The following is a 25180-nucleotide window of genomic DNA, read 5'->3' as shown; positions in this document are numbered from 1 at the left end:
CGAGCAGAGCCGACATGCGGCGCCCGGGTGGACGCCGCTTTCTCGGCGATCAGACCTCGAACCCGCCGGTCGCCGGCTTGTCGAACTGGCGCATGGCCACCACGGCGAGCACCAGCGCCACCGCGGCCGCGATGGCGAACATATAGAAGGCGTCGATGTAGGCCGACTCGCTCGGCAACTGCGCCATCGGCCCGGTGTCGAGCTTGCGGTCCTCGACGTGCCCCGGCGCGTTGATATGCAGGATGAGCGGATGTGCCGAGAAGATCGCCGCCGTGGCCGCGGCGGCCGCGGCGGTACCGAAACTGTTGAACGCCCCATACATTCCGGCGCTGATACCCTGCTGTTCCTGCGGTACCGATTCCACCACCATGTTCGGCAGCGTGCCCAGGAAGGCGCCCGCGCCGATACCGGCGATCATCGCAATCAAGGCCAGCTGCAACGGATTCTCGTGATAGAGCGCGAAAAGCACCGACGCAAGAGCGAACATGACTGGCGAGATGATGTAGGGACGCCGTAGCCCGAAGCGGGTGGACAACCAGCCGCACAGTGGTGACACGATCACGTACACCACCGTCATCGCCAGCAGTGCCCGCACTGTGAACTGCAGCAGTGTCAGGTTGAGCCCCGGCAGCTCTCCCTCGACCGAGAAGTACTGCATCATCATCGACGGGGAGATGTTCATTTGCGTCTGCTGCGACGCCTGCGCCGCCGCCTGCTGGGCCGCACCCTCGACGACCTGCCGCTTGATCGCCTCACCGGCGGCGCCGCCGGGCGTCTCGGCAAGGTAGCTCATCAGATAGCCGAGGCCCTGCATGATGCCCACCGATAGGAATGCCGCCGCCATGATGGTGACGAACCGCGGCGTGCGCAGCAATTTCGGGTCCATGATCGGTTCGGGCGTGACCAGTTCCCAGCCGTAGAAGACAATCAGTAGGACAACACCACCGATCAGCCAGGCCAGCGTCGAGAGGCTGGCCCATCCCCAGACGACTCCTTGGCTGAGGTAGATCAGCACGCCGCCGATTCCCGCGCCCAGCAGGACCGCGCCGACCCAGTCGATGCGGCTTTTCACCCGCAGCTTCGTCTCGGGCACGAGGATCGCCAGCGGGATGATCGTCAGCACGGTCCAGCCGACGCAGAACCAGAACAGCGACCGCCAGCTGAAGTGATCGGTCAACAATCCACCGGCCACCGGGCCGAGCACGGCGCCGACCCCGGTACCGCCACCGGCGAGGGCGATGGCCATATTGATGTGCCGACGCGGCATCAGATCGCGAATCAAGCCGTAGGAGACGAATATCGCCGGGAACGCCACCGCCTGCAAACCGCGGCCCAGCAACATCAGTGGCCACGTCGAGGTGACCGCGACCAAGACACTTCCGATCAGAGATGTTCCCAGGCAGGCCAGGATGATCTTCTTCTTGCCGAGGCGATCGGACAGTTTGCCGGCCACCGGGACCAACACTCCGCCCACAATCGCATACAGCGTCGACATCCAGGTCAGCTGACCCGCGCTTTGTTGCGGGAAGTCGGCACCAATGTAGGGCGTGGCCATCGAGACGAAGGTGAAGTAGTACGTCCCGACCTCGGTGGCCAAGACGATCGCCAGAATTATCAGGATCACCCGCATGCGCGAGGCGCCTTCGAGTCGTCCGGTGCCGACCTCGTCAGGACGAGCGACATCCACAGACGGTGTTGCCATGGGCTTGCTTTCTCCCTTCGTCCGCATCCAGCGCGGACTGCTGTGTTCCCCTCCAGAACTACGGATCATCATTATCCAAAAAGGAGAATCACATTTACATGGAATGTACACATCACATATCTCGATGCAGGTTCAGCATCCACACCAGCCCGCCACACCACATGTAGGGCGACTGAACAAATTGTCGAACGCCTGGGTCTGCACCGGCCCCTTCGCGACCACGCCACATCTCACCAGCTCTATCCGGCTATTGACTAGATACCTCACCCGGTGCTATCCATAGCCGAACCCCGTAGTTTGGGCAGACGTCTAGCATCCTGGGCGAACCCGAACAAACTTCGGAATCGAACCAGAGGGCTCGCCGATTGTCATGGACATCAAGCAGCTGACCGCCTTCGTGACGGTCGCCGAGCTGGGCAGCGTGACCAAGGCGGCCGACTCGTTGCATTCGACCCAGTCCTCGGTCACCCGGCAGATCCAGGCCTTGGAGCAGGAACTCGGCGTCACGCTGTTCGAGCGGAACCGCCACGGCATGACGCTGACCATCGCCGGACGGGTGATGGCCGAGCGCAGCCGATCCGCCCTGCTCGAACTCGGTCGCGCACGGGCGGAAATAACGCCGATGCCAGCCGCCACCGGCACGGTCACCGTGGGACTGCTGGAGAGCATGGCCGAGACGATCGGCCTACCACTGGCCACGACCGTTCTTCACGACTATCCCGGGCTGGACCTGCGTGTGGTCGTCAGCGATTCCGGTCACCTACAGCGCAGGATGGACGCAGGCGAGCTGGACGTCTGCCTCACCGCGGAGCGCCCGGGCAGCACAGGACTGTCACCGACACCGTTGGCGACCGAGCAGTTGTGGGCAATCGCCCCGGCGGATGCGCTATTGCGTGCCGACGCGCCGGTTGCGCTGCGCGACGTCGCCGAACACCCGATGGTGCTGCCGCCCCTCGGCAGCGCGTTGCGCGATTTGCTCGACAGCATGGACGTGCGTTTCCAGGTTGTGGTCACCGCTTCGCTGCGGATACAGAAGCAGTTGGTTGCCGGAGGGCGGGGGTGGGCAGTCCTGCCACCCATCGCTTTCGCGGAAGAGCTTGTGGCGCACTCGATCAGCGCTGCGCCGCTGCACGGTCCGCAACTGCAGCGCCGGATCGTCCTGGCCATCGCCCGAACCGCTCGTTCCAACCCGGCGGCGGAAGATGTGGCCCGGCTACTTGCGCGGCTGGTGCGATGCGAGATCCGCGACGGCCGCTGGCCGTCGGCCCGGCTGATCGGCTATCGCGGGGACGACAGCCGTCTCTGCCGTTGACTGGCGCCGGTGAACCCACCGCGGAAGCCGAAAACCGACGCCTGGCAACTTCATTCGTGATCACGGAATGGTGCGACCAGCATCGATCAGGATACGGCGGTTCGTGGCGAGAAGCTCGAACGGATCGGCCTCCGTGATGTCGATCTCGGTGATGTGCCAACAGCCGTCGGGGGCCGCACTTGCCGCGGCGAACACGTCGACGACGCCGGCACCGATCGGGACCTGAGGCTTGGGCTGCATCGGGTCGTCCAGCCCACCTGGGCCGTCCTTCAGATGCAGGGCTGCCACTCGCGCACCCAGCCGGGCCAGAATCTCGACGGGGTCCTGCCCGGCCGACACCGCCCAATAGACGTCGAACTCGGCCACGACGATCGGGTCGAGCAATTCCCACAACACGTCGAAACCGAGTTCACCGCCACTCAATTCGGCCCATTCGAATTGATGGTTGTGATAGCCGAGCCGGATACCACGATCAGCGAGCTGATGCGCGACCCCGTTCATGCGCCCTGCGAACCTCGTGAGCGCCTCCCGGTTCCCGAACACCTCACCGCCGAATCCCTCGACAAGCAGCGGAATCGCCACGATGACGGTGTCCGTCTCCAGGATGCGACACACTTCGGCAACGGCATCCTGGCTGCCCGCGGGAATGGCTGCGTGCACGGTGCTCACGGCGAGCTCGGCAGCGTCGAGGTCCGCCCGCAAGACGCGGGCGTTGGCAAGCAGTTGCTCGGTCGGCGTATTCCAGAAGCCGAGCGCAAACGGCTCGACGTACCGGTAACCGATTTGCGCCAGCCGGGCAAGGGTTCCGGGACGATCGGCCGCGAGCGCATCGCGGACGCTGTAGAGCTGCACACTGAGCGTGCCGGACATGGCGGTACTCCTACGGTCCGATCATGCCAGCGACGCTGTAATAGTAGGCAGATCGACCGCGGTGCGGATGCCGGGTGGGGCTGCGCAGACGAACGGAATCGCGTTGACCGGCCGATTGGCGGTATAGGCCGGTGAGATCTCGTTCATCTGCGTCAGCGGGAACGGAAAGCGCATATCGATGTCCAACGGCGCGTCACCGTCGACCCGCACGCGCCACCCGGTCGGGCGAAGATCCCAGGCGGCGTCGATGTCGGTGGTGCAGTACCAATTGGCGCGAAACTGCAGCAGCACAGTCCCCTTATGATGTCCGGAGATCGTGATTCGTTGCGCCGCAACAGTTCCCGCCTCCAGCGTGCCCGCAACGATCTCTGTCCTGCGGCGAGCGAGCGCGACCTCGGCGGTGGCGTCGACGGTATCCAGCGGCCTGCCGATGGCGTCGGCGACCAGCTGCAGCGACGGGCCGAAGGCGTGCCGCAGATTATCTGCCCGCCGAGTGTCGAACTGCGCGGGCGGGCGGCCGAAGCCCATGATCTCGAACGGGATCGCCGGTGAATCCCGTTGCGACATATCGGCGTATTCCTCGATCGTGAGGCCGCGCAACTCTCGCTGAATCGAGGACAGCACAAGCGGTACCGCTTCGGTGATGAAGCCGGGACTGCTTCCGGTGCTGTGTATCGAGGTGTTCCCGGCCCGGCAGGCGGACTCGACGCGTGCGCGGACGGCCGGGTCCATACTCGCAGGGCGGTGGAATTCGCCGCAGGTGGTGACGATATTGGCCCCCGATTCCAGCAACCGGCACACGGTATCGATATCACAGCGCAGCGGCATGTAGAGCACACAATCGGCGTGGAGGGCGAGGATCTGATCGAGACTGCCGGTAGCCGTGACACCGGTGGCGCCCAGCCCACACAAGTCCCCCGCGTCGCGCCCGACCTTGTCAGCCGAGTAGGCGTAGACACCGGCCAGGGCTAGGTTCGGATGCTCGATCACCCCCCGCAGTGCCCGTGTTCCGACATCGCCGGTAGCCCATTGGACCACCCGATAGGAGGAAGTGGTGGGCGAGTCGACGACGGTGTGGGGCAACGGAACCGATTTCATGCCTGCCTCGTTCGTTCGGTCTTCCTCGACGAGCGTCGGCGGTGGGTCCGGTTGGTTCCGCATGAAGCATGCGTAGTTCGCGTGCACCCTCGACGAGAATGACAATCTCATATTTTGGTAACAGTATTACCACAGGTCAGCCTCCCGGCGGCCAGATTTCCGCGTCACCGCGGCTCGACGAGGCACGGCCGGCTCCGGTCAGGACCCCAGCGCTTCGCCCTCGTGCGCAGCCTCGTACCCGGAGGTCAGCCAGTACACCGTGCGGTCGACGGCGGGCACGATCGCGGATACTTCGATCTCGCCGCACGCGAAGCGTCCCAGGAGGCCGTAGACCAGGCTCGAAAGGATCGTCTCGAGATCTCGCACGAAATCGGCGTCGACGTCGGCCAGCACCGCCATGGCGGCGGGAACGACGGCGTCGAACCCGCGTCGGATCAACTTCTCGCCACCGGGCGTAGAGCGGGCCCGGAAATAGGCGACAAGCAGGGCGGGGTGGCGCTCCCACGGCTCGAAAATGCTGCGCAACACCCGCATCAGACCGGCGTACAGGCTCTCGTCGGCACCGGAGACCTGCGCGTCCAGCCCGGCGTACCGGTTCTCCGCCATCCACCAGTCCAGCGCCGCCAGGATCAGCTCATCCCGGGTGCCATATAGCTTGTAGATCTTGGTCAGCGATACCCGGGCACGCCGTGCGACCTCGCGCAACAGCAATGCTTCGTAGCCCTCGGTCTCGAGCAGTTCCACGACCGCCCGCCGGATCCGGTCGCTCGCCTGCTCCGGCGCCTCTCCCGACTCCACACCCACCCTCGCGATCAAATCCGATTCCTTCCCGCACGCCAGCGAGCGTGCTACTCTCCAATTCTGGTAATCAGATTACCGCAGTACAGCGCACACTTTTGCGCAATATGATAACCGTGTTCTCGCCCGACTCGGCCGGGGCGGCACGGATCCGCTCGGCATGAAGTGAGGATCAAATGGGTTCGTTAGATGGCAAAGTCGCCTTCATCACCGGTGTAGCGCGTGGACAGGGCCGAAGCCACGCTGTGCGATTGGCTACCGAAGGTGCCGACATCATCGGTGTGGACATCTGTTCCGACATCCCCGCCAACCCGTACCCGCTGGCCACGCGTGAGGAGCTCGACGAGACCGTCGCACTCGTGGAGGCCAAGGGCCGTCGCATGCTCGGCTCGGTCGCCGACGTCCGCGACTTTCATCAGATACGTGCCGCCTTGGACTCCGGTGTCGCCGAATTGGGCCGCCTCGACATCGTTTGCGCCAACGCCGGGATCGCCCCGACATCGTTCGACGAGGTTCCGATCGAGACCGAACTCGAAATGTGGAACGCCGTGATCGGAGTCAATCTCTCGGGTGTTTTCCATGTGACCCGCGCAGCGATCCCGCACCTGATCGCCGGTCAGCGTGGGGGCGTCATCACCTTGACCAGTTCCACCGCCGGTCTGGTCGGCCTCGGCGGCATGGAGGGCGGTGGCCTCGGCTACGCCGCCGCCAAGTCCGGCCTCGTCGGCATCATGCGCGTACTGGCGAATGTTCTTGCACCGCACAGTATTCGGGTCAACACCGTGCATCCGACCGCGGTGAACACCATGATGGCCATCAATCCGGCGATGATGGAGTGGGTGCAGAACCATCCCGAATCCGGGGGGCCGCACCTGATGAACCCCATGCCGGTCGCGATGCTCGAACCGGAGGACATCAGCGCGGCGATCGCCTTCCTGGCCTCCGATGAGGCCAAGTACATCACCGGTGTGGCACTGCCCGTCGACGCCGGCTTCTGCAACAAGTTGTGAGCAGGGCCGAGATGACCGAAAACACGCAACCTATCGGACGCGTAGCCGGCAAGCGGGTGCTCATCACCGGCGCGGCGCGCGGTATGGGTCGCAGCCATGCGGTCCGGCTGGCAGAAGAGGGCGCCGACCTGATCCTGATAGATGTCTGCGGACCGCTGCCGGAGATCGAGTACCCACTGTCCACGCCAGCGGATCTGGCGGAGACGGCTCGCCTGGTCGATAAGCACAACCGTCGCGCGATCACCAAAACGGTAGACATCCGGGACGCTGCGGCACTGGCGGCTGCCGTCGCCGACGGCGTGGCACAGCTGGGCGGCCTCGACGCCGTCGTGGCCAATGCCGGTGTACTGACCGCGGGCACATGGGATACGACGACACCCGAGCAGTGGCGGACGGTGGTGGATGTCAACCTCATCGGTACGTGGAACACCTGCGCCGCGGCGCTTCCGCATCTCATCGAGCGCGGCGGCAGCATCGTCAACATCAGCTCGGCGGCCGCTCTCAAGGGCACTCCGCTGCACATCCCCTACACCGCCTCGAAGCTCGGCGTTGTGGGAATGAGCAAGGCACTCGCCAATGAACTTGCGGCACAGAGTGTTCGCGTCAATACGGTACATCCGACCGGAGTCCCCACCGGAATGATCCCGGAGTCACTGTTCAAGCTGCTCACCGAAGCGCGGCCGGATCTGGCGCCGCTGTTCGGCAACGCACTGCCGGTCCCGATGGTCGAGGCCCTCGACATCAGTAATGCCGTGCTGTACCTGGTCTCCGACGAGGCGCGCTACGTCACCGGCATGGAGTTCAAGGTCGACGCCGGCGTCACCCTCAAGTAGCACTCCGCTCCCGCACGCGAGACCCGATCACCGCGCGCCCGGAGCACCGACACAGAAGGCACACAATTCATGACAACAAACACGGTGGGTACCGCGGACCTGGCCCGCTCGGAACGCGGCAAGCGCGAGTTCGCCGAGGTGATGACGTTCCCTGCCCCGGACGATTCGAGCCCGACCATCGCCAATGGCCTGGTCGACTTCGTGTTCGCCGAGATTTGGACCCGTCCCGGCCTGACCCGGCGGGAACGGCGATTCATCACGCTGTCCTGCGTCGCCGACGCCGACGCCGAGCAGCCGATCCTCGACCACGTCTACGCGTCGCTGAACAGCGGTGACATCACCATCACCGAAATACGCGAGGCGGTCCTACATTTCGCGGTCTACGCCGGCTGGCCCAAGGCCTCCCGGTTCAACATGATCGTCGACCAGCAGTGGGAACGCATCAATCGCGAACGCGGACAGGAGGTTCCGCCGCAGGAACCGCTGCTGCCGCTGGTCACTCCCAGCGACCCACAGGCCCGGCTGGCCCGCGGTGAACAGTCCTTCATGGACGTCAACTGCCTGCCCTACTTTCCCGACCGCAACAACCCGTACCAGGGCGCGGGAATTCTCAACTTCGTCTTCGGCGAGATGTGGCTACGGCCGGGGCTGGGGATGAAGGAGCGGCGCCTGATCACTGTCGCTTGTGTGGCATTCCAGGACGCGCCGTACCCGATCATGTCACACGTCTATGCCGCGCTGAAGAGCAAGGATCTGTCCTTCGCTGAAATGGACGAATTCGCATTGCATTTCGCCGCCTATTCCGGTTGGCCGAAGGCGTCCCAGCTCAATCAAGTGATCGCCGAGCAGAAGCCGCGGGTGCTGGAGGAATGGCACGCCGCAGACGGAAAGACACCGTAGGAGCACTCATGTCTACGACAACGGAAACTCTGCAACCGCCCGAACCTCCACTGCGGGGTGGATTGGTCATCGGCGGTGACCGGCTCGAACGGACGTCCGGAGGCAGCCAGGAGCACATCTACCCTGCCACCGGGCGACCCAACGCGACGCTTCATCTGGCAGGACCCGCGGAGATGGACCAGGCAGTCGATTCCGGGTGGGAGGCGCACCGGGAATGGATGTCGTTCACCGCCGACCGCCGCCGAGATCTGCTCATCGATCTGGCGGACGCGGTCGGGCAGGGCATGGCCGACTTCTCGCGGCTCAACGTGCAGGATTACGCGGTACCGGTGTCGCTGGCCATCAATACCGTGCTGCTCGAGCGTTTCCTGCGCCATTTCGCCGGATATGTCGACAAACCGCACGGCCTCAGCACGCCGGTGGCCGGCTCCCTCGACCTCAACTTGATCGAGCGCGAACCCTACGGTGTGGTCGGTGTAATCGCGCCGTGGAACGGCGCCATGGTCGTGGCCGCGTCGTGTGTAGCGCCGGCGTTGGCCGCGGGCAATGCCGTCGTGCTGAAGCCGTCGGTGCTGGCGCCGTTCGCCGCACTGCGTTTCGGAGAGCTGTGTGCGGAGGTCGGGCTTCCGACGGGGCTGGTCAACGTGGTGCCCGCCCGGGCCGAGGGCGGTGACGCGCTCGTGCGGCACCCCGGCATTCGCAAGATCCATTTCACCGGTGGCGGCGACACCGCGCGCAAGATCCTGGCGAGTGCGGCGGTTAATCTGACGCCAGTGGTGGCCGAATTGGGCGGCAAGTCGGCCAACCTTGTCTTCGAGGACGCGAACCTTGATGCGGCGGCACAGCTGGCGGCGTACCAGGGTCCGATCGTGCAGTCGGGGCAGAGCTGCGCTTGCGCCAGCCGCATCCTCGTGCACGAGTCCGTTTATGATGCGTTCCTCGAGAAGTTCGTCGCAGTTGTCGAGGCTGCGAAGATCGGCGATCCGTTCGATCCGACCGTCACGTTCGGACCCGTGATCAGTGCGGGCGACGCCGAACGAATCCTCGGTGTGATCGACCAAGCGGTTACCGACAAATCCGGAGAGCTGATCACGGGCGGCAAACGCATCGGCGGCGATCTGGCCGAGGGCTACTACATCCAGCCCACGGTGTTCGGCAACGTCGACAACTCGTCGGCGCTGGCACAAGTCGAGACCTTCGGCCCGGTCGTATCGGTGATCAAGTTCGCCGACGAGGCGGAAGCGATCCGGATCGCCAACGATTCGCCGTACGGGTTGAACGCCTTCATCCAGACCACCAACCTCACCCGGGCACACCGGGTGGCGCGGCAACTGGAGGCGGGTTCGATCTGGATCAACCAGATCAGCGACATCTCGCCACAGGGACCTTACGGCGGCTACAAGCAGAGCGGCTATGGCCGCACCGGCGGCCTCGATGGCCTGTACGAATTCCTACAGATCAAAAACATCCGGATCGGGATGACCTGAGACATCGACCACGACATCAGCGGGCGTACCGACGATGCGGGCCCGGTGACCGAAACGGCCGCTGGACCCGCACCTCGCCCGTCGATATGCCCGGGGTCGAGCCGCATCCAGACGTTTGACAAATCCGTAGCTACGAGTACGTTCGATTCCGAACTATCTAGTTCGTTACATTTCGGTCCGATGGCTGATCGTCCGAACGGAACGCGGTGATCGTCCAGACCGCCCCCAACGCGGCCGGATCGAAGACAAGCAGCGCCTGGAACGGCCGGAACTTCCACCGCGCATGCGCCGCTGGCGGACACCACTGCCGAGTAAGGAGTCGACATGACTGACCGAACCGTTCTGATCACCGGTTCTACCGATGGTCTCGGGCGGCATCTGGCCACACGTTTGGCGCGGTCCGGAGCGCGGATCCTCGTGCACGGACGCGACAAGGAACGGGCGGAGCAGGTACGCGAGGAGATCCTGGCGGTCGGCGGGCGGGAACCGGAGGTCCTGCTCGCGGATCTGGCCTCGCTACGAGAAGTGGACCAGTTGGCCGAGCAGGTTCGGCGGCGGACAGACCGCCTCGACGTGCTGATCAACAACGCCGGCGTAGGATTCGGCGCACCGGGTGCACCGCGACAGGTCAGCGTCGACGGCGTGGAATTGCGCTTCGCGGTCAATTACCTGGCGGTGTATCGCCTCACTCGGCAGCTGCGGCCGTCGCTCATTGCCTCGGCGCCGTCGCGAGTGGTCAATGTCGCCTCGATCGGGCAGCAGGCACTCGACCTCGCCGACCTCAATTTCGAACATGACTACGACGGGGGTGCGGCCTATCGGCGTGCCAAGCTCGCCGAGATCATGTTCACCTTCGATTTGGCCGAGGAACTGCGCTCGTCCCGCGTTACGGTCACGGCCGTGCATCCGGCCACCTACATGGACACGTCGATGGTGGCCGAGTTCGGCGGATCACCGCTGAGCACCGTCGAAGAGGGCGGCGACGCCGTGATGCACCTGGTCGACGACGAAGTTCCCACCGGCACATACTTCAACGGCAAAGCCGAATCCCGTGCCGACGACCAGGCCTACGATCCCACCGTCCGTGCAGCGCTGCGCCAGCGCTCGGACGAGCTGATCGCCGCGGCCATCGGTTAGGCCCTTCGCGCGTTGCTTCGCCCGCGTGCCACCGGCGTCGTACGCGACGATGGCACGATCATCGATCCGGCAGCAGCACGTCAGCGAGCTCAGCAAGCAGTTCCTTCGCCCGGCGAGCCGCGACCGGATCGCCCAGTGCGGCAACCAAGGCATCGTCTATGCGCGGCGCAGTTCGTCGTGCGATGGCCTTGAACAGGACATCGGTTGGATAGACGAGGGTGCGCCGCCGGTCGGCCGGGTCGATGTCGGTAGCCAAGAGCGCATCGTCGACCAGCCGCGCGACACAGTCGGATACATGGCCCTGAGAGAATGCGACCCGCTCGGTAATCTCGCCGACCGAACTGCCCGGATTGTCGATCACATCGGCCAGTACGGCAATCTCCCCCTCCGGGGGAAGTTCGTCAGCGGATTCGAGACCGGCCTGGCGCGCGAGCTCGATCAGATATCTACCCAGCCGGTGCAGCCGTCTCCCGTCCATTGGACAAGCATACGGCATCATGTATCCATTGGTGCCGATACATTATCATGAATGTATCGGTGCCGATACTATTTCGGAATCGTATCCACACCTCGGGCATCCGCATTACGGTGTTCCGATAACAGCGTTACCAAAGTAGGTAGCGAGCATTACTGTAGGTAGGTGCACATGGGCGATGTGACTCACGTTCGTTCGGCTGGGCGGATCCGGCACTGGTGGCGCATCGCCGTCGTGGTGCTGTCGGTGTCGGCAAGTCTGTCCTGGCAGCCGGCGTGGGCGGAACCACCGGCAAGCGTGGTGACCGCGGACCCATCCGATCAACTGCACATCAAGGCCGACGTCAACGAGCTACCGGTACCGCCCACGGCACCGTCCATCGACGCGGGCTCGTGCACAGAGGCGGTCAACCCGCACAACACCGGCTGCGTCAGCCCTGCCTGGGGCGCGCTGGGCGCGGCGGGTACGTACTACCCCTCGAGTGATTACGCGCTGGTGGGCGCGGTCCTCGCCGGCGCACCGGCGTCGGAGCCCGCCAGCAGTTTCAACGGCCCGCAGGTGCTTCTGGTACACACCGACGGCAACACGTTCCCCAACGGCGATGGCTGGAAGTGCCTGACCTGCGGTGTGTCGTACCCGGCGAGTTGGAGCGACAACAACAATTTCACGTATGCGCTCAACAGTTTCCATGACGGTAAACGGGCCCTGGCAGGCTCGGCCATCATCGACTGCGGCCAGTACCAGTTCGCCGATGAGGAATGCACACCGGCGCAACTGCACGCCTATCCGCTGTACTGGGACGATGGCTCCGGTAAACCCGGCACGCTGCGAGAACCACGCCTGAATCCGGACGACAAGCACATCGGATTCAGCTACATACCGCCGTCGAAGGAAGTCCTCGCAGAGTATGCCTTCGCGGGCACACTGAGATTCGATCAGGCGAACAGCCGCTACGACATCGACAACGTGCGGACCATGTACAATCCGGATCCCGAGTTCCAGCCGTACACGGTCGATGGCAACCAGCTGAAGTTCAACATGGCCGGGATGATCGGCGAGTTCCGCGGCTGGAGCGCCGACGGCACGTCCGCTCTCGGCATCCAGAGCTACGAGTCCGGCGGCATCGACCTGTGGGCAACCGACAACGCCACCGGAAAGTCGCGGCCACTCACCCGCCAGGCGATGTACACCGACCCGAACTCCGGCTCGCCCGACGGCAGGTACCTCCTGTCCGAGCAGGTGATCGGTTCCGGCAGGCTGGACTTCATCTCCGGTCTGCGGGGTATTCCGCCGATCACCGACCAGATGCCGACCACCGGACACATCTCCGGCATTCGCAACAACGGCCAGCGGCGGTTCTTCCTGCCATATCTGGTCGACGCCGACACCGGACGCAGCATGCACGTCGACACCCCCGCCGAACCGAACTGGAACGCCGCCGCCGACCCCGCCTGGCTGGCCGACAGCACCGCAGCGGTATGGGCGGAGAACCTGGTGACAACACCGGCCTGTGGCGGCAGCAACCCGCTGCCCTGCCCGACGTCCGACGAGCCGGGCGGCCGCCACAGCCGGGTGATGATCGCCCGTTTCGATGGTCTCCGGCCGACACCACCGCCCACTGTGGCGTCGGCGCCGGATGTGACGTGGGGCCTGCCGTACCACCCCGGCGACACACTGCCCGCATTCCCGCACCTGCCCGGCGGGACCTACACGCTCGATGGCGCGAAGGGTGGCCAGGCGAAGGTGATGATCACCGAGGACTCGTCGAAGGCACTGATCTCGAAGATCGAAGTCACCTACACCGATTTCCAGAACGACCCCGATGCCACGATCAACGGCAGCGAGAGCGTGGAACGCGGGTCCGACGCCCAGATCTCCGCGATCACCTGGCACGAGAACCTGCGGGTGTCAGGCAGGCATCAGGGAACCAAGGTCACCAGTGAGCCCGGCGGATTCACCCTGTCACCGGCAGTGCTGGAAAACAACTTCCAAGCCACGGGCACCATGACAACCACTATCGATGGGACGACCTACACACAGCCAGCCAACGGGGCATAGCCGAAGCCCGAACGAATCTCCGGCGGCGGACGTATATTCCGCCGCCAGAGATATCAATCTCGGGCGAATTACAGTCGGCGGTTGCGATTCGCAGTCGTCGGATTGGTTGTGCCTTCGAAAGAAGGATTCACGCAGCGCGCAGTTGTGAAACTGCGCCGACAAATTCTTCGGTGCGTCCCTTGTCACAGTCGGCAAACCTACTTACGGTGTATCTGTAGCGATCGAACGCAGAGTCCCGAGATCCAATGGCACACCCCTTTCGGTAGCTGTCCGATAAATCCGCACGGATGGCGACACATTTCGAATGCCTGACGAATTCAGCATTTGCCGCACTGTCGACCGAATACAAGTAATCGGACATCGCGCTCCCCCGATCGGCTACGGAGCGATGTCGCTCCCGAAGACCGTCGATGAAACGGTGCGGGACGACGCCGCTCCAGAATCGGCACGGCACCAGGGCCGTGACGATCACCGCTTTGCTCGACGAGATGGAAACACCGATGGCTGCTCGACCCGTTGATCTCACTTCCCACAAAGCCAGGCGAGCGCACCCGCTCGCCCGCGCGGCAGCAGAGGCCCGCAACCATCGTCAGCGATATCAGTTGGTGGTGGTCGCGCCAGGAATTGCCGAGGTCGTCCGATATGCCGGCGGCTGGCTCTTCGATCGAGTAATGGCTGGATGGGATGTCACCGCGATGATCGCAGATCACACGGACACCCGGCCGCTCGACATTCTCGGTGTGCAGGTCGTCGGCCTCGATGAGGCATTGGAGTCGAGGGTGCGAAGCCCACTGCCACAGACCATCGCCATCGATGCCGGACTGTATGCCGCGGATGCCCGGGTCCGGGACGGGATGCTCGATGTCTTCGATCACATGCTGATCGATCAAGTGATCCTCTGGGGTGATGAGTGTCCCACCGAGATCGACCGTCGGGTCGACTCGGTGCAGCACCGGCTCAGCGTGGCCGCGCGGGCGTTCAAGCTGCGCGCCCTCTCGGCCATCGTCGCCGCGGTGGATACAGCCGAGCCGACCGAGCGATTTCGCAACTGCGCCCTCTATCCCGGAAGTGGCGATTTCGGAGATCTCGTTCCGGCCGCACGGTAGCCGGACTGCTGGAACGAGCCGCCGGGTGCCGAGAAGGACGCAGCAGTTGTTGGCGAATCCGATATCTCTCAGCGGAGTTCGTCCATCAGGGCAAGCGTGGTCTCGGCCGCCGTGAGCACCAGGCCCTTCGGCGCGTCGGCTCGCACAGCGAGATCGGTTATCAGTCCGACGTCCTTGCGCAACAGGTCGGCGGCGTAGATTGCCAGCTGCTGAAGGCTTCCGGCCAGCGGCGCGATCGTGCCCAGCGCAACGCTGTTTCCGCTGCCATGGGCGATGACCTCACCGAGCCGCGTGGTGTCCACACCGAGTTCGCGTCCGAGGTCGAACGTCGTGGCGGCGGTGGCGAGGTTCGCCGTGAACAGCAGATTGTTCAGCAGCTTGGCGACCTGCCCGGCGCCCAGTTCACCGAGATGGACGACATGCCCAGCGTAGGTGTCGAACACCGGCCGGCAACGCTCGACCACCTCGGTCTCGCCGCCGGCCATCACCAACAATCTGCGCTCGGCGGCGGCCTGCCCGCCGCCGCTCACGGGTGCGTCTAACACCGAAATACCCTGGGCTGCAGCTTTTTTCGCCAACTCACGGCAGGTGTCGGGATGCACGGTGCTGTGTACCGCGAGTACGCCACCACTCGCCAGTCCGGCCAGGACCCCTTCCACGCCGTCGACAACCTCGACGACATCAGCGTCGCCGACCACACACACGCACACCAGATCGCTGGCCGCGGCGAGCGCGGCGGGAGAAGCCGCCACCGTCGCGCCGGTGTCCGCGAACGCCGCCAGCGTCTCTGGTCTGCGCGCCCACAATGTGGTCTGGTAGCCCGCATCGATGATGCGGCGCGCCATGGGTCCGCCCTGGCTGCCCAGTCCGATAAAGCCTATGCGCATAGTCAGTCCTTCAGGTGAATTCGAATACTCACGTCGATGGTCTCCGGTAAATCCACACCAGTGGGGTGGACATCAAGCCGGATGACCTGAACGTTGACGAACGGGTTGCGGACGATCGCCTCGACTCGCAGCGCGAATTCCTTTGGTCTTCGGCTTACTTCAGCAGCATGCCGGCGTCGACCGGCAGGGCGACACCGGTAATGAACCTGGCCTCTTCGGAGACCAGGAACAGTGCCGCGTTGGCGATGTCTTCGGCATCGACCCAAGGGGTGGGCAGTACGTGCATGGACTGCGATGCCGGAGCGAAGTCCTCCTTGGTCGGGTTCTCCAGGTCGGGCCGAAACATCCGGAAAGTCTCGTCATTGAGCAGCAGCGGTGTGCCGACCTGGGTCGGGCAGATCGCATTGACGCGAATACTCTTGTCACCCAGCTCTATTGCCAGCGTTCGCATCACACCGATGACGCCATGCTTGGCGGCGATGTAATGTCCGATGTTCGGGTGCGCGCGCAGACCACCGCTGGAGCTGGTGATCACGATGGAACCGCCGCGACCACCCGCGACGAGATGCGGGATGCCTGCCTTTGCAGTGAGCCAGACCCCGGTCAGGTTGACATCGATCATGTCGCGCCAGACCTTCTCACTCATCCGGTCGAGCCGCTTGCCTTCGCTGCCCAGGCCGGCGTTCGCCACCACGATGTCGAGCCGTCCGAACTGCGCGACGCCCTCGTCGACGACCGCTTTCATCGCGTCGTAGTCGCGCACATCCACCTCGGCGGCGATGATTCGGCGGCCGAGCGCCTGCACCTGGTCGACAGTCTCGGCCAGATCCGCCGGCGTCGACATTGGAATGATGACGCCATCGAGCTGCTTGCAGACATCGACGCAGATAATGTCGGCGCCCTCTTGGGCGAGGCGCACGGCGTGGGCACGACCCTGCCCGCGGGCGGCACCGGTAATGAAGGCGACCTTGCCATCAACTCTTCCAGCCATCTGTCTCACCTTTCACGGTGGCGGCGGCGAAGCAACACCACAATGTTCAGCGCCAGTAGCAATGCCACCGCCGGCGGACCGAACCGCTTCAAGCGGCCCATACCGGCCGCTTCGAGCAGGTCGATGGGGTCGGCCGCTACGCGCGGCGCGGTAGCCGACGCCGTCACCCCGGCGCCGACCGCATTGCCGTCGTCTTCGGAATCCGACTCCAGTGCAACGACTTCCGCCGAATCCCGGTCCTCGGCGGCGGTGATCTCCTTGGCCAGGTTCGCGGCGAACCGGCCGATGAGCGTGCCGGCCACCTCGGCCAGGGTGCCGCGACCGAACTGCGCGGGCTTGCCGGTGATAGCCAGGTCCGTCTCCACGACAACGTCGGTAGCACCGTCGGATTCCGCCAGTCGACAGGTGATGACGGCGTGCGCGGTGCCATTGCCACGAGCTTCTCGCCCGCCGCCCTCGAGCACGGCGACCTTGGTTGCCTCGTCGGTCGACCGGAATTTGATAACGCCGGTATAGGTCAGACCGACGGGACCGAGTTTGACTTTGATCTTGCCGGTGTAGCCGCCGTCGTCCTTCCCCGTGAGCATGGCCCCGGGCACACAGGGCGCGATCCGCTCGATGTCGAGCAGCACGTTCCACGCGTCCGACACCGGGACGGGAATGCTGAAGGTGTTCTCGAGCTTCATGCGGGGTCCTTCACAATGCTGCTCTTTTCCGCCGCCGCCCGGACGGCCTTGATGATCCCCTGGTACCCCGTGCAGCGGCACAGGTTTCCGGATATGGCCGCGCGAATCTCCTGGTCCGTGGGATGCGGATTGTCGCGCAGGAATGCGGTCGCCGTGACGACGAAACCCGGTGTGCAGAAACCACATTGCAGGCCATGGTGCTCCCGTAACGCGGCTTGCACGGGCGACAGCTCACCGTCGGCCGCGGCCATCCCCTCCACGGTTGTGATCTCGGCGCCGTCGGCCTGTACAGCGAAAACCAGGCAGGCCCGTACCGCGTCCCCATCCAGCAGTACCGTGCAGGCCCCGCAAACCCCGTGCTCGCAGCCGAGATGGGTGCCGGTCAGCCCGCAGTCGATCCGCAGGAAATCGGCGAGGGTACGCCGGGGTGGCACGACCTTACGCCGCGCAATCCCATTGACCCGCACTTGAATTTCGACATCAGTCATCACTAGCCTCCTGCACCGCACGCCGCCACGCCCGCGCCACCATGACCGCACCGACGCGGCGGCGATAGTCGGCTGATCCATGTAGATCCGACGGCACCGAATCCAGCCCGGACACCGCGGTACGTCCGACGTCCCCGGGGTCCACCTCGCTTGCGGCACGACCGATCAACTCGACCTCGGCCGCACCCGCTCGTACCGCCATCGGTCCGAGTCCGAACAATCCGATCGCACACCAGTCGATGCGCGAATCCGCATCCAGACGCACCGCGACCGTGGCGCCCGCGATAGCGAAATCGCCGCTGCGACGGGCGAATTCCTCGATCGCAAAGCCGCACCGCCCCTGCCGTACCGGAAACACGATGCCGGTCAGCAGTTCATCTTCGGCCAGTTCGGTGCTCCACATCCCGGTGAAGAATTCGGCTACGGCGATCCTCCGGCGCCCGCGCGGTGACAGCGCTTCGAGCTCCGCATCGAGTGTCAGCGCCACCGCCGGATATTCGGCCGCCGCATCGGCATGGGCGATTGATCCACCGATGGTGCCACGGTTGCGGATCTGGAAATGGCCGATCAGCGGGGTCGCCCGCGACAATAGTGGGACCGATCCGCGGATTTCCGCGGACTTGCCGACCGCGGAATGCGTTGTTCCGGCACCGATCCACACTGAATCATCGCGACTGTCGATGCCGCGCAATTCCTTCAGGCGGCGCAAGTCGACGAGGTGGTCGAAGACCGCGAGGCGAAGGATGAGCATCGGCATCAGGCTCTGCCCACCGGCGATCGCCTTGGCTCCGTCGCCGAGTTCGGCCAACAGTTCGACCGCCTCCTGCGCAGTGGCCGGCGCGTGGTACTCGAACGCTGCCGGCTTCACGCTGTCACCGCCCGGGTATCAGCCGCATCGATCAACGCGAGGATCGCAGCGGGGGTGAGCGGCAGCCGGGAGATTTCCACACCGAACGGGGCCAGCGCATCCGCGACCGCGTTGACCACGGCCGGCGAGGAACCGATCGCGCCGCCCTCCCCGACCCCCTTGTAGCCGCCGGGCCCCGGTCCCGGTGTTTCGATGTGACCGAGCTCGATGACCGGCACCTCCGTGGCCGTCGGAATCAAGTAGTCCATGAAAGTGGTGGCGACAGGGTTTCCACTCTCGTCGTAGGCGAGATTCTCGTAGAGCGCCCCACCGATGCCCTGCACCGTGCCGCCGTAGATCTGGCCCTCCACCACACTGGGGTTGATCATGGGGCCGCAGTCCTCGCTGACGATGTAGCGCAGCAGTGTGACCTCGCCGGTCTCGATGTCGACTTCGCACGTGCACAGGTGGGTCGCGTTGGCCCAGATCATCGGGCTCTGCGCTCGATAGCGCCCGCTACATTCCAATCCCGCAGGAACGCCCGACGGCAGCGCATCCGGCTGAAAATAGGCAATTGCGGAGATCTCGGGCAACGACAATTCGGCATCGGGCGCCCCGCGCACCATGGCCCGCCCGTGCGTGAACTCCACCTCGTCGACCGCCACACCCAAGCGATGGGCTGCGATGGCCACAATCCGTTCCCGCAGTACCGATGCCGTCTCGGCGATCGCCCCTGCCACCATCGAGCCGGAACGGCTGCCGCCGGTGCCGGCCCCGAACGGTGTCACAGCCGTATCACCCTGGATGGTGTGGACATCTGCGATGTCCACACCGAGTGCGTCGGCGGTCAGCTGAATCGCGGTTGTCTCCAGGCTGTTTCCCGAGGATCCACCGGCGAGATATACGTTGACCTTGCCCGAGGGCTCGATGCGGATCGTCGCGCCTTCTGTGCCGTGGTACGGGGTCGACGCTGCGGTCGGCTCCAGATATGTACAGGTGCCGACGCCGAGGAAGCGGCCCTGCGCGCGAGCCAGTTCCTGCTCACGGCGGAAGGCCGGATAATCGAGCATCCCGAGCGCCTGCTCGAACGTCTCCAGCGGCGTGACATCGCTGTACCGCATGCCGCTCGGGTTGAGTAGCGGCAGGTCCTCGCGGCGCAACATGTTCCGGCGGCGCAACTCGGCCGGGTCGATGCCCAGTCGCCGTGCGGCGGTGTCGAGCAACACCTCCCGCGCCATCGATTCGAACTGCCACGGTCCGCGATACGCCACTCGCCCGGCAGTGTTGGAGTACAGCATCTTCATCGTGAATGTCGCCGCGGGCACCCGATACGGCCCGGGGAACAGCATCCCGACAACTGCTGCGGCCGTCATGGGCGACGGCACCGGATACGCCCCGACGTTCTGCACGTAGTCGAGAGAGGCGGCCAGAATCGTGCCGTCCCGGCCGAAGGCCATGCGGGCCTCGCCATGGTCCTGGCGTGCCAGCCCCGCTGAGATCAGGTGTTCCTGCCGGTCCTCGATCCATTTCAGCGCGACCGGTACCTTCGTCGCCGCCAGCATGACACAGATGTCTTCGCGCTGGACCACCACCTTCTGCCCGAAGCCACCTCCAGTGTCGCGCACTATGACTCGCACCCGATGCTCGTCGACACCGAGCAGCCGGGCGCAGAAGCCGCGCACCTCGTGCGGCGCCTGGGTCGAGGTCCAGATCGTCATCTCACGGGCCGATGCCGACCACTCCGCGACCACGCCACGGGTCTCCATCGGCACTGGCGTATACGCCTGCTGAAAGATGGTCTGCCGCACCACATTCGGTGCGGCATCGAACAGCGGCGCCATCTCTTCGGCCGGCCGACCGGACAGCTGGCCGGCGACGTTCCGCGGAAAACGGGCGTGCACGAGGGCCTGCGAACCTTCTGCCGTCGTGTAATCGACCACGGCAGGCATCGGCTCGTAGTCGACCACGACCAACTCCGCCGCGTCTTCGGCTAGATATCGGTCGGAGGCGACAACCAGCGCGACCGGATCCCCGACGAACCGGACCTCGTCCTCGGCCAGCGGCGGCCAATTCGACGCAGGCAGGTGCGGCCCATCGATCCGGTACGACTGATCGTGCACGCCGAGATTGAGGTCCGCGGCCAGAAAGACAGCGTAAACCCCGTCGAGCGCAACAGCTTCCGTGGTATCTATTCCGGTGATCCGGGCGCGGGGCAGTGGACTGCGCACAAAGCAGGCGTGCAGCATCCCCGGCCGCGACACATCATCGACGAATGATCCGGCGCCCGTGAGCAGCCTCAAATCCTCGATCCGGCGGACGCGTGTACCGGCATAGGTATCGGCCCTGGTTTGTGCGGTACTCACCGCTCACCCTTTTCCTCGGTATGCCGTGCGATCGACCAACGCCCAGGTGCTCGACTACCCCGGTACTTCGGTTCGTGCATTTGGCCTCCATGTACATCGGATGGCTTCGCGCGACATCGGCGCATACCGCTTTTCCTCAGCTCTAGCCCCGCCTCCAAGTGGACGGCGTTGCGCTGCTCGATCGAATCGAGCGACCCGGATCCGTCATCCGCGGCGGTCCTGTCGGCGCGGCTCTTTGGATCTATATCGTGCTGTCCAACTGTCTAGCATCGGACTCGAACGCCTGTCAATATAGGTGTATGTCGGATATGAGAATGATATTCTCGCCCTGGTACGGCTCGAGAGGATGATCATGCGCGAATTGTCGGCACAGCTGCTGCAATGGCATGCGCAGCGCGCCTCGTATGCCGTAGCCACGGTTGTCGACGTAACCGGAAGCGCGCCACGGCTGCCCGGCGCGACTATGGCCGTGAACGACGCCGGCGCCGTCATCGGCAGCATCTCGGGCGGCTGCGTGGAAGCGGCCGTCTACGACCTCTGCCGTCAGGTACTGCGGTCGGGTACGCCGGCGCGGGAGACGTTCGGCTACAGCGATTCCGACGCCTTCGCGGTCGGGCTCACCTGTGGTGGCGAGGTCGCGGTTCTCGTCCATCGAGTCACCGCCCAGGAGTACCCGGCCATCGAAGCGGTCGTGCGAGCCGAGCATCCGATATCTCTGGTTCGCGATCTGAGAACGGGCGAGATCAGCGCCGTCGGACTACGAGAAACTGCCGGCACGAAGTTCGATCCGGCAGTGGTGCAGCAGGCTTTGGGCATGCTCGACGCGGACTCATCCGGCGTCCGGGTAATCGGATGCGAGGATGCCCAACGCACAGTGTTCATCGAGTCCTTCGGCTCGCAGCCACGCCTGATCGTTTGCGGGGCAACCGATTTCAGCGCCGCACTGTGCCGGGTCGGGCGATTGCTTGGTTACCGGGTCACCATTTGCGATGCGCGATCGGTGTTCACTACACAGGCGCGATTCCCCGACGCCGACGAGGTGGTCGTGGACTGGCCGCATCGGTATCTAGGCCGCACCACGGTTGATTCGCGCACAGCGGTGTGCGTGCTGACACACGATCCGAAGTTCGATATTCCGGTCCTGCAGCTGGCATTGCGGCTACCGATCGGATACGTCGGTGCGATGGGCTCACGCCCCGCCGATGCAGATCGTCGGTCACGTTTGCGGGCAGCAGGTCTCACCGAACCCGAGCTGCGTCGTCTGCACTCACCGATCGGTTTGGAACTGGGCGGACGGACTCCCGAGGAGATCGCGGTGGCGATCGCCGCAGAGATCGTCGCCGTGCGGCGCGGTGGGTCGACCCGGCCGTTGTCCGCGACGAACCGGCCTATTCACGCCGTGTCGGATACGCAGCCGTCACCGGCCTGACCTGCGGCAGCCGCCGGTGGTTCCAAGATGTCGAGGTAGTGTTCGACCAGAGCGAGCATCTCGTCATGACCCATGTCGAAACCGAAGTTGGCTTCCGTCACCATGATTCGCGGCAGGCCTGAGAGCAGCATCGACAGCGTCACCGGCGTAATCTGCGCGGCATCGATCCGGCGCTCCCGCAGGATGAATGTGAAAGCGGTGACCTGGATTTCCCGGTACCGCCGCGCATAAGCCATCAGCTCGGTACGAATTGCCTTGCGATGGTTGGCCAGCGCGATGAACTCCTGCATCAGCGCGTTGCCGCGCGGATCTCGGGACAGTTCCCACAGGGCATGCAGCGGCCGATCCGAGGTCAGCGCTTGCATTTGGCGTTCGAAGTTGGCCTCGGTTCCTTCACTGAAGACCGCGAGGAACAAATCCTCCAAGGTTGGGAAGTAGTAGTGCACCAACGCCGGCTTGACACCCGCCTCGACGGCCACTCGGCGGGTCGTCGCGGCTGCGTACCCCTCCTCGGTCATGACCCGGGCAGTGGCTTCCAGAAGAGTGCGCCGCGTCGCCGAGTCCTTCGCGCCTCGCCTGCGGGTGGACATGACGCGAGGCTATCACTGGGCAGTCGGACAGCAGCGGCTGACTCACGCGGTCAGCGCGCCGCTCGCTCCTGATCGGTCATCCCCGGCGGCAAAATGATCGGTGAGCACGCGAACCGCGTCGGCGATGGCGGGGCGCAGGCGGTCCGCCGGGTATTCCGGTCCGAACAGCATCCGCCGCAACTGTGGCAGGGCCAAACTCCAGTCGACCATCGCGAGAATCAGGAAGACCAGCGTTCGGGGATCACGCTCGCCTGAACCCATCGCAGCCCGCGCGGCCCGGACTTTGTCCGCATAATGTTCGGTGCGTGCCGGTTCGTCGGGAACCAGACCAGCCCCCATTTCGAGCGCCTCCCACATCACCAATCGCAGCGCCCGCGGATGCGCCTGATGGTAGTCGAACAGCCGGACAGCATAATTGCCCAGGTCGGACTCGTCGAGCGGTACCGCCCGAGCCAGTTCCGCCATCGACCGTTCCAGGACCACCGCGAACAATGCCTTCTTGTCGCCGAAGTAGTCGTAGATCGCACGCTTGTTGGCCTTGGCATTGGCCGCGATGCGATCCACTCGCGCCCCGGCAATGCCGTATTCGGCGAACTCTGTCGTAGCGGCAGCGAGAATCCGTTCCTTGGTCGCAGCCGAATCGTATGCCACGAAATCATTGTAACGAAACAGTTCGTTTCACAGCTCGCGCAGGTGGCAGGCGCTTTCAAGCCTGCCACAAGCACATTGCGGCGTATGCCTACTCACTGGTTCACTCAGGGACCTTATGGCAGCACGACACCGGGATTACCGTCAGTCCAGGTGCTCGACAACAACCGGGACGCGATCCGCCAGCCGGACTCGGTGCGACGCAGCAGATCCTGATAGCGACCGGCCGCGAGGAAGCGTTCATCGCCGCGCATATGCTGGGCCAGGTAGTAGCAGCTGTGGGCGGCCTCGTCTCCGGTGATCGTCACGACATGGTTGGTAACGAAATGTTGAGTGGCATCGAGCCTTTCGATCCCCGCCCGAACTCGTGCGAGGATCTGGGCGGGGCCGGTACACCGCTGCTCGGCCGCCGAGTAATCCCAGACGGCGTCTGGCGTAAACAGGCTCTCGAACAGCAGCCAGTCGCGATTGTCGAGGGCAGTGGAGTATGCGGTCACGATGTCGACGACCGCGATCCGGTCAGCGAGCAGTTCTGTGGCGGTGGTCATCTGCGTTCCTGATCGATAATGGTGATAGGAATTTCAAGGGGCCGCTGCGAGCGGATTCGTCCGACATCATCGACACCACGCTGCGACTCAACTCGTTTCGATTGCCTGTTCGGGGCAGGCCTGCGCAGCAGATTCGACCGCCGCGCTGAACTCCTCCGGTACGTCGGACATCTGGACCTGCGCATAGCCGTCGTCGTTGATGGCGAACACCTGCGGACACAGACCGGTGCAGACGCCGTGACCCCGACAACGATCCGAGTCGACGGAGACCTTCATCCGGCACCTCCCTTCCCTACATCGAACTCCACGTGCAACCCGATTCGGCCGCGCCGGAACGAAGGTCGGCACGCCCCTTCGTCGCTCCATTGCGCACTACGGTTGTCAGAGCCACGGACTTCGCAGTCCACGCCGGGCCGCCACTTCGCGAATCCGGGAGAATCTTACTCTCAATATGTGGCAACAATATTCTCGTGAAGTAAGAACGTCAACTGGTCCGATCACCGTAGCCGCTCCTGATCGCGGCACTGTGGATGGTCGGGAGGTAGCGGATCGCACTCCCGACGAGCACGCCGACGCGCACCGCACACCGGTGCGAAGCCAGCCCGAGTTGGTGCTGTCCGGGGTCAGCAGCGCCGCATTCATCGCCCCGAAACACGCAACAGCCCCGCACCCTGAGGGTGCGGGGCTGTTGTGAGCCGCGTCGATCAGATAGCGCGGACGTCCTGGGCCTGCGGGCCCTTCTGTCCTTGTCCGACCTCGAACTCCACGCGCTGTCCTTCTTCGAGGGACTTGAATCCCGAGCCGGATACGGCGGAGTAGTGCACGAAGACGTCAGGGCCGCCACCGTCCTGCGCGATAAAACCGAAGCCCTTTTCGGCGTTGAACCACTTCACACTGCCTTGAGTCATTGCTTACTT

Annotated in this window: 25 protein-coding genes; 9 read left to right on the top strand and 16 right to left on the bottom strand. The window is 64.6% G+C overall.

Annotation, left to right across the window (positions count from 1 at the left end; translation table 11 throughout):
• Positions 1 to 49 precede the first annotated feature (49 nt).
• Positions 50 to 1702: an MFS transporter gene (locus ACIBI6_RS00960; protein ID WP_396954934.1), complete on the bottom strand. Its 1653-nt coding sequence runs from the start codon at positions 1700 to 1702 to the stop codon at positions 50 to 52.
• Positions 1703 to 2072: 370 nt separating this feature from the next.
• Here ACIBI6_RS00960 and ACIBI6_RS00955 point away from each other — a divergent pair, with 370 nt between their 5' ends.
• On the top strand, positions 2073 to 3014 hold the full coding sequence (locus tag ACIBI6_RS00955; RefSeq protein ID WP_364349826.1) for a LysR family transcriptional regulator: 942 nt from the start codon (positions 2073 to 2075) through the stop codon (positions 3012 to 3014).
• A 60-nt stretch (positions 3015 to 3074) separates the two neighbouring features.
• On the opposite strand, the gene ACIBI6_RS00950 is transcribed toward ACIBI6_RS00955, so the two are convergent.
• From ACIBI6_RS00950 to ACIBI6_RS00940, 3 genes are all read right to left on the bottom strand, one after another.
• A complete protein-coding gene (locus ACIBI6_RS00950; RefSeq protein WP_396954933.1) occupies positions 3075 to 3884 on the bottom strand; it encodes a sugar phosphate isomerase/epimerase family protein in 810 nt (269 codons plus the stop codon).
• 21 nt (positions 3885 to 3905) lie between these two features.
• The gene (locus tag ACIBI6_RS00945; protein WP_396954932.1) at positions 3906 to 4982 is read right to left on the bottom strand and encodes a dihydrodipicolinate reductase; all 1077 of its coding nucleotides are present in this window, start codon (positions 4980 to 4982) and stop codon (positions 3906 to 3908) included.
• A gap of 198 nt (positions 4983 to 5180) precedes the next feature.
• Positions 5181 to 5798: a TetR family transcriptional regulator gene (locus ACIBI6_RS00940; RefSeq protein WP_396954931.1), complete on the bottom strand. Its 618-nt coding sequence runs from the start codon at positions 5796 to 5798 to the stop codon at positions 5181 to 5183.
• Between the two features lie 158 nt (positions 5799 to 5956).
• Between ACIBI6_RS00940 and ACIBI6_RS00935 the strand changes: the two genes are divergently transcribed.
• From ACIBI6_RS00935 to ACIBI6_RS00915, 5 genes are all read left to right on the top strand, one after another.
• Positions 5957 to 6790 carry a mycofactocin-coupled SDR family oxidoreductase gene (locus tag ACIBI6_RS00935; RefSeq protein WP_396954930.1) on the top strand — a complete coding sequence of 278 codons (834 nt, stop codon included), beginning with the start codon at positions 5957 to 5959 and terminating at the stop codon, positions 6788 to 6790.
• A gap of 11 nt (positions 6791 to 6801) precedes the next feature.
• Positions 6802 to 7623, top strand: coding sequence for a mycofactocin-coupled SDR family oxidoreductase (locus tag ACIBI6_RS00930; protein WP_364349811.1), 822 nt, complete (start codon positions 6802 to 6804; stop codon positions 7621 to 7623).
• Positions 7624 to 7692: 69 nt separating this feature from the next.
• Entirely contained in the window at positions 7693 to 8523 is an 831-nt protein-coding gene (locus ACIBI6_RS00925; RefSeq protein ID WP_396954929.1) for a carboxymuconolactone decarboxylase family protein, read from the top strand.
• A gap of 8 nt (positions 8524 to 8531) precedes the next feature.
• Positions 8532 to 10010: an aldehyde dehydrogenase family protein gene (locus ACIBI6_RS00920; RefSeq protein ID WP_364349805.1), complete on the top strand. Its 1479-nt coding sequence runs from the start codon at positions 8532 to 8534 to the stop codon at positions 10008 to 10010.
• Positions 10011 to 10334: 324 nt separating this feature from the next.
• A complete protein-coding gene (locus tag ACIBI6_RS00915; RefSeq protein WP_396954928.1) occupies positions 10335 to 11147 on the top strand; it encodes an SDR family NAD(P)-dependent oxidoreductase in 813 nt (270 codons plus the stop codon).
• A 58-nt stretch (positions 11148 to 11205) separates the two neighbouring features.
• On the opposite strand, the gene ACIBI6_RS00910 is transcribed toward ACIBI6_RS00915, so the two are convergent.
• Positions 11206 to 11625, bottom strand: a complete 420-nt coding sequence (locus ACIBI6_RS00910; RefSeq protein ID WP_327099085.1) for a winged helix DNA-binding protein — start codon at positions 11623 to 11625, stop codon at positions 11206 to 11208.
• Between the two features lie 168 nt (positions 11626 to 11793).
• On the opposite strand from ACIBI6_RS00910, the gene ACIBI6_RS00905 reads away from it, so the two are divergent.
• Together ACIBI6_RS00905 and ACIBI6_RS00900 are read left to right on the top strand one after the other, a co-directional pair.
• Positions 11794 to 13680 (top strand): hypothetical protein, encoded by a 1887-nt coding sequence (locus ACIBI6_RS00905; protein ID WP_396954927.1) that lies wholly within the window; start codon positions 11794 to 11796, stop codon positions 13678 to 13680.
• 461 nt (positions 13681 to 14141) lie between these two features.
• Positions 14142 to 14786 (top strand): hypothetical protein, encoded by a 645-nt coding sequence (locus ACIBI6_RS00900; protein ID WP_364349794.1) that lies wholly within the window; start codon positions 14142 to 14144, stop codon positions 14784 to 14786.
• A gap of 68 nt (positions 14787 to 14854) precedes the next feature.
• Here ACIBI6_RS00900 and ACIBI6_RS00895 read toward each other — a convergent pair whose 3' ends face one another.
• From ACIBI6_RS00895 to ACIBI6_RS00870, 6 genes are all read right to left on the bottom strand, one after another.
• Positions 14855 to 15673 (bottom strand): NAD(P)-dependent oxidoreductase, encoded by an 819-nt coding sequence (locus ACIBI6_RS00895; protein WP_396954926.1) that lies wholly within the window; start codon positions 15671 to 15673, stop codon positions 14855 to 14857.
• Positions 15674 to 15827: 154 nt separating this feature from the next.
• Positions 15828 to 16664 (bottom strand): mycofactocin-coupled SDR family oxidoreductase, encoded by an 837-nt coding sequence (locus tag ACIBI6_RS00890; RefSeq protein ID WP_396954925.1) that lies wholly within the window; start codon positions 16662 to 16664, stop codon positions 15828 to 15830.
• A gap of 5 nt (positions 16665 to 16669) precedes the next feature.
• Positions 16670 to 17350: an SRPBCC family protein gene (locus ACIBI6_RS00885; protein WP_364349785.1), complete on the bottom strand. Its 681-nt coding sequence runs from the start codon at positions 17348 to 17350 to the stop codon at positions 16670 to 16672.
• Positions 17347 to 17838: a (2Fe-2S)-binding protein gene (locus ACIBI6_RS00880; protein ID WP_364349782.1), complete on the bottom strand. Its 492-nt coding sequence runs from the start codon at positions 17836 to 17838 to the stop codon at positions 17347 to 17349. Before ACIBI6_RS00880 ends, ACIBI6_RS00885 begins: the two co-directional genes overlap by 4 nt.
• Positions 17831 to 18706 (bottom strand): xanthine dehydrogenase family protein subunit M, encoded by an 876-nt coding sequence (locus ACIBI6_RS00875; RefSeq protein ID WP_364349780.1) that lies wholly within the window; start codon positions 18704 to 18706, stop codon positions 17831 to 17833. Before ACIBI6_RS00875 ends, ACIBI6_RS00880 begins: the two co-directional genes overlap by 8 nt.
• Positions 18703 to 21048: a xanthine dehydrogenase family protein molybdopterin-binding subunit gene (locus tag ACIBI6_RS00870; RefSeq protein WP_396954924.1), complete on the bottom strand. Its 2346-nt coding sequence runs from the start codon at positions 21046 to 21048 to the stop codon at positions 18703 to 18705. Before ACIBI6_RS00870 ends, ACIBI6_RS00875 begins: the two co-directional genes overlap by 4 nt.
• Before the next feature lie 352 nt (positions 21049 to 21400).
• On the opposite strand from ACIBI6_RS00870, the gene ACIBI6_RS00865 reads away from it, so the two are divergent.
• Complete coding sequence (locus tag ACIBI6_RS00865) at positions 21401 to 22477, top strand: XdhC family protein (protein WP_396954923.1); 1077 nt, start codon at positions 21401 to 21403, stop codon at positions 22475 to 22477.
• Here the strand turns inward: ACIBI6_RS00865 and ACIBI6_RS00860 are convergent.
• The 5 genes from ACIBI6_RS00860 to ACIBI6_RS00840 all read right to left on the bottom strand — a co-directional run bounded on the left by ACIBI6_RS00860 (position 22441) and on the right by ACIBI6_RS00840 (position 25171).
• Positions 22441 to 23067 (bottom strand): helix-turn-helix domain-containing protein, encoded by a 627-nt coding sequence (locus ACIBI6_RS00860; RefSeq protein WP_364349773.1) that lies wholly within the window; start codon positions 23065 to 23067, stop codon positions 22441 to 22443. The two genes, ACIBI6_RS00865 and ACIBI6_RS00860, sit on opposite strands and share 37 nt — an antisense overlap.
• A gap of 42 nt (positions 23068 to 23109) precedes the next feature.
• Positions 23110 to 23718: a TetR family transcriptional regulator gene (locus ACIBI6_RS00855; RefSeq protein ID WP_396954922.1), complete on the bottom strand. Its 609-nt coding sequence runs from the start codon at positions 23716 to 23718 to the stop codon at positions 23110 to 23112.
• A gap of 113 nt (positions 23719 to 23831) precedes the next feature.
• Entirely contained in the window at positions 23832 to 24263 is a 432-nt protein-coding gene (locus tag ACIBI6_RS00850; RefSeq protein ID WP_364349767.1) for a nuclear transport factor 2 family protein, read from the bottom strand.
• Positions 24264 to 24350: 87 nt separating this feature from the next.
• Positions 24351 to 24539, bottom strand: coding sequence for a ferredoxin (locus tag ACIBI6_RS00845; RefSeq protein ID WP_364349764.1), 189 nt, complete (start codon positions 24537 to 24539; stop codon positions 24351 to 24353).
• Positions 24540 to 24967: 428 nt separating this feature from the next.
• Entirely contained in the window at positions 24968 to 25171 is a 204-nt protein-coding gene (locus ACIBI6_RS00840) for a cold-shock protein (RefSeq protein WP_327099590.1), read from the bottom strand.
• Between the last annotated feature and the right edge of the window lie 9 nt (positions 25172 to 25180).

It is taken from the genome of Nocardia sp. NPDC050412 (assembly GCF_044458825.1).
In the GTDB taxonomy this organism is placed as follows: Bacteria; Actinomycetota; Actinomycetes; order Mycobacteriales; family Mycobacteriaceae; genus Nocardia.
Note: the sequence above shows the minus strand (reverse complement) of the source record. Positions and strands in the feature narration are given on the sequence as shown.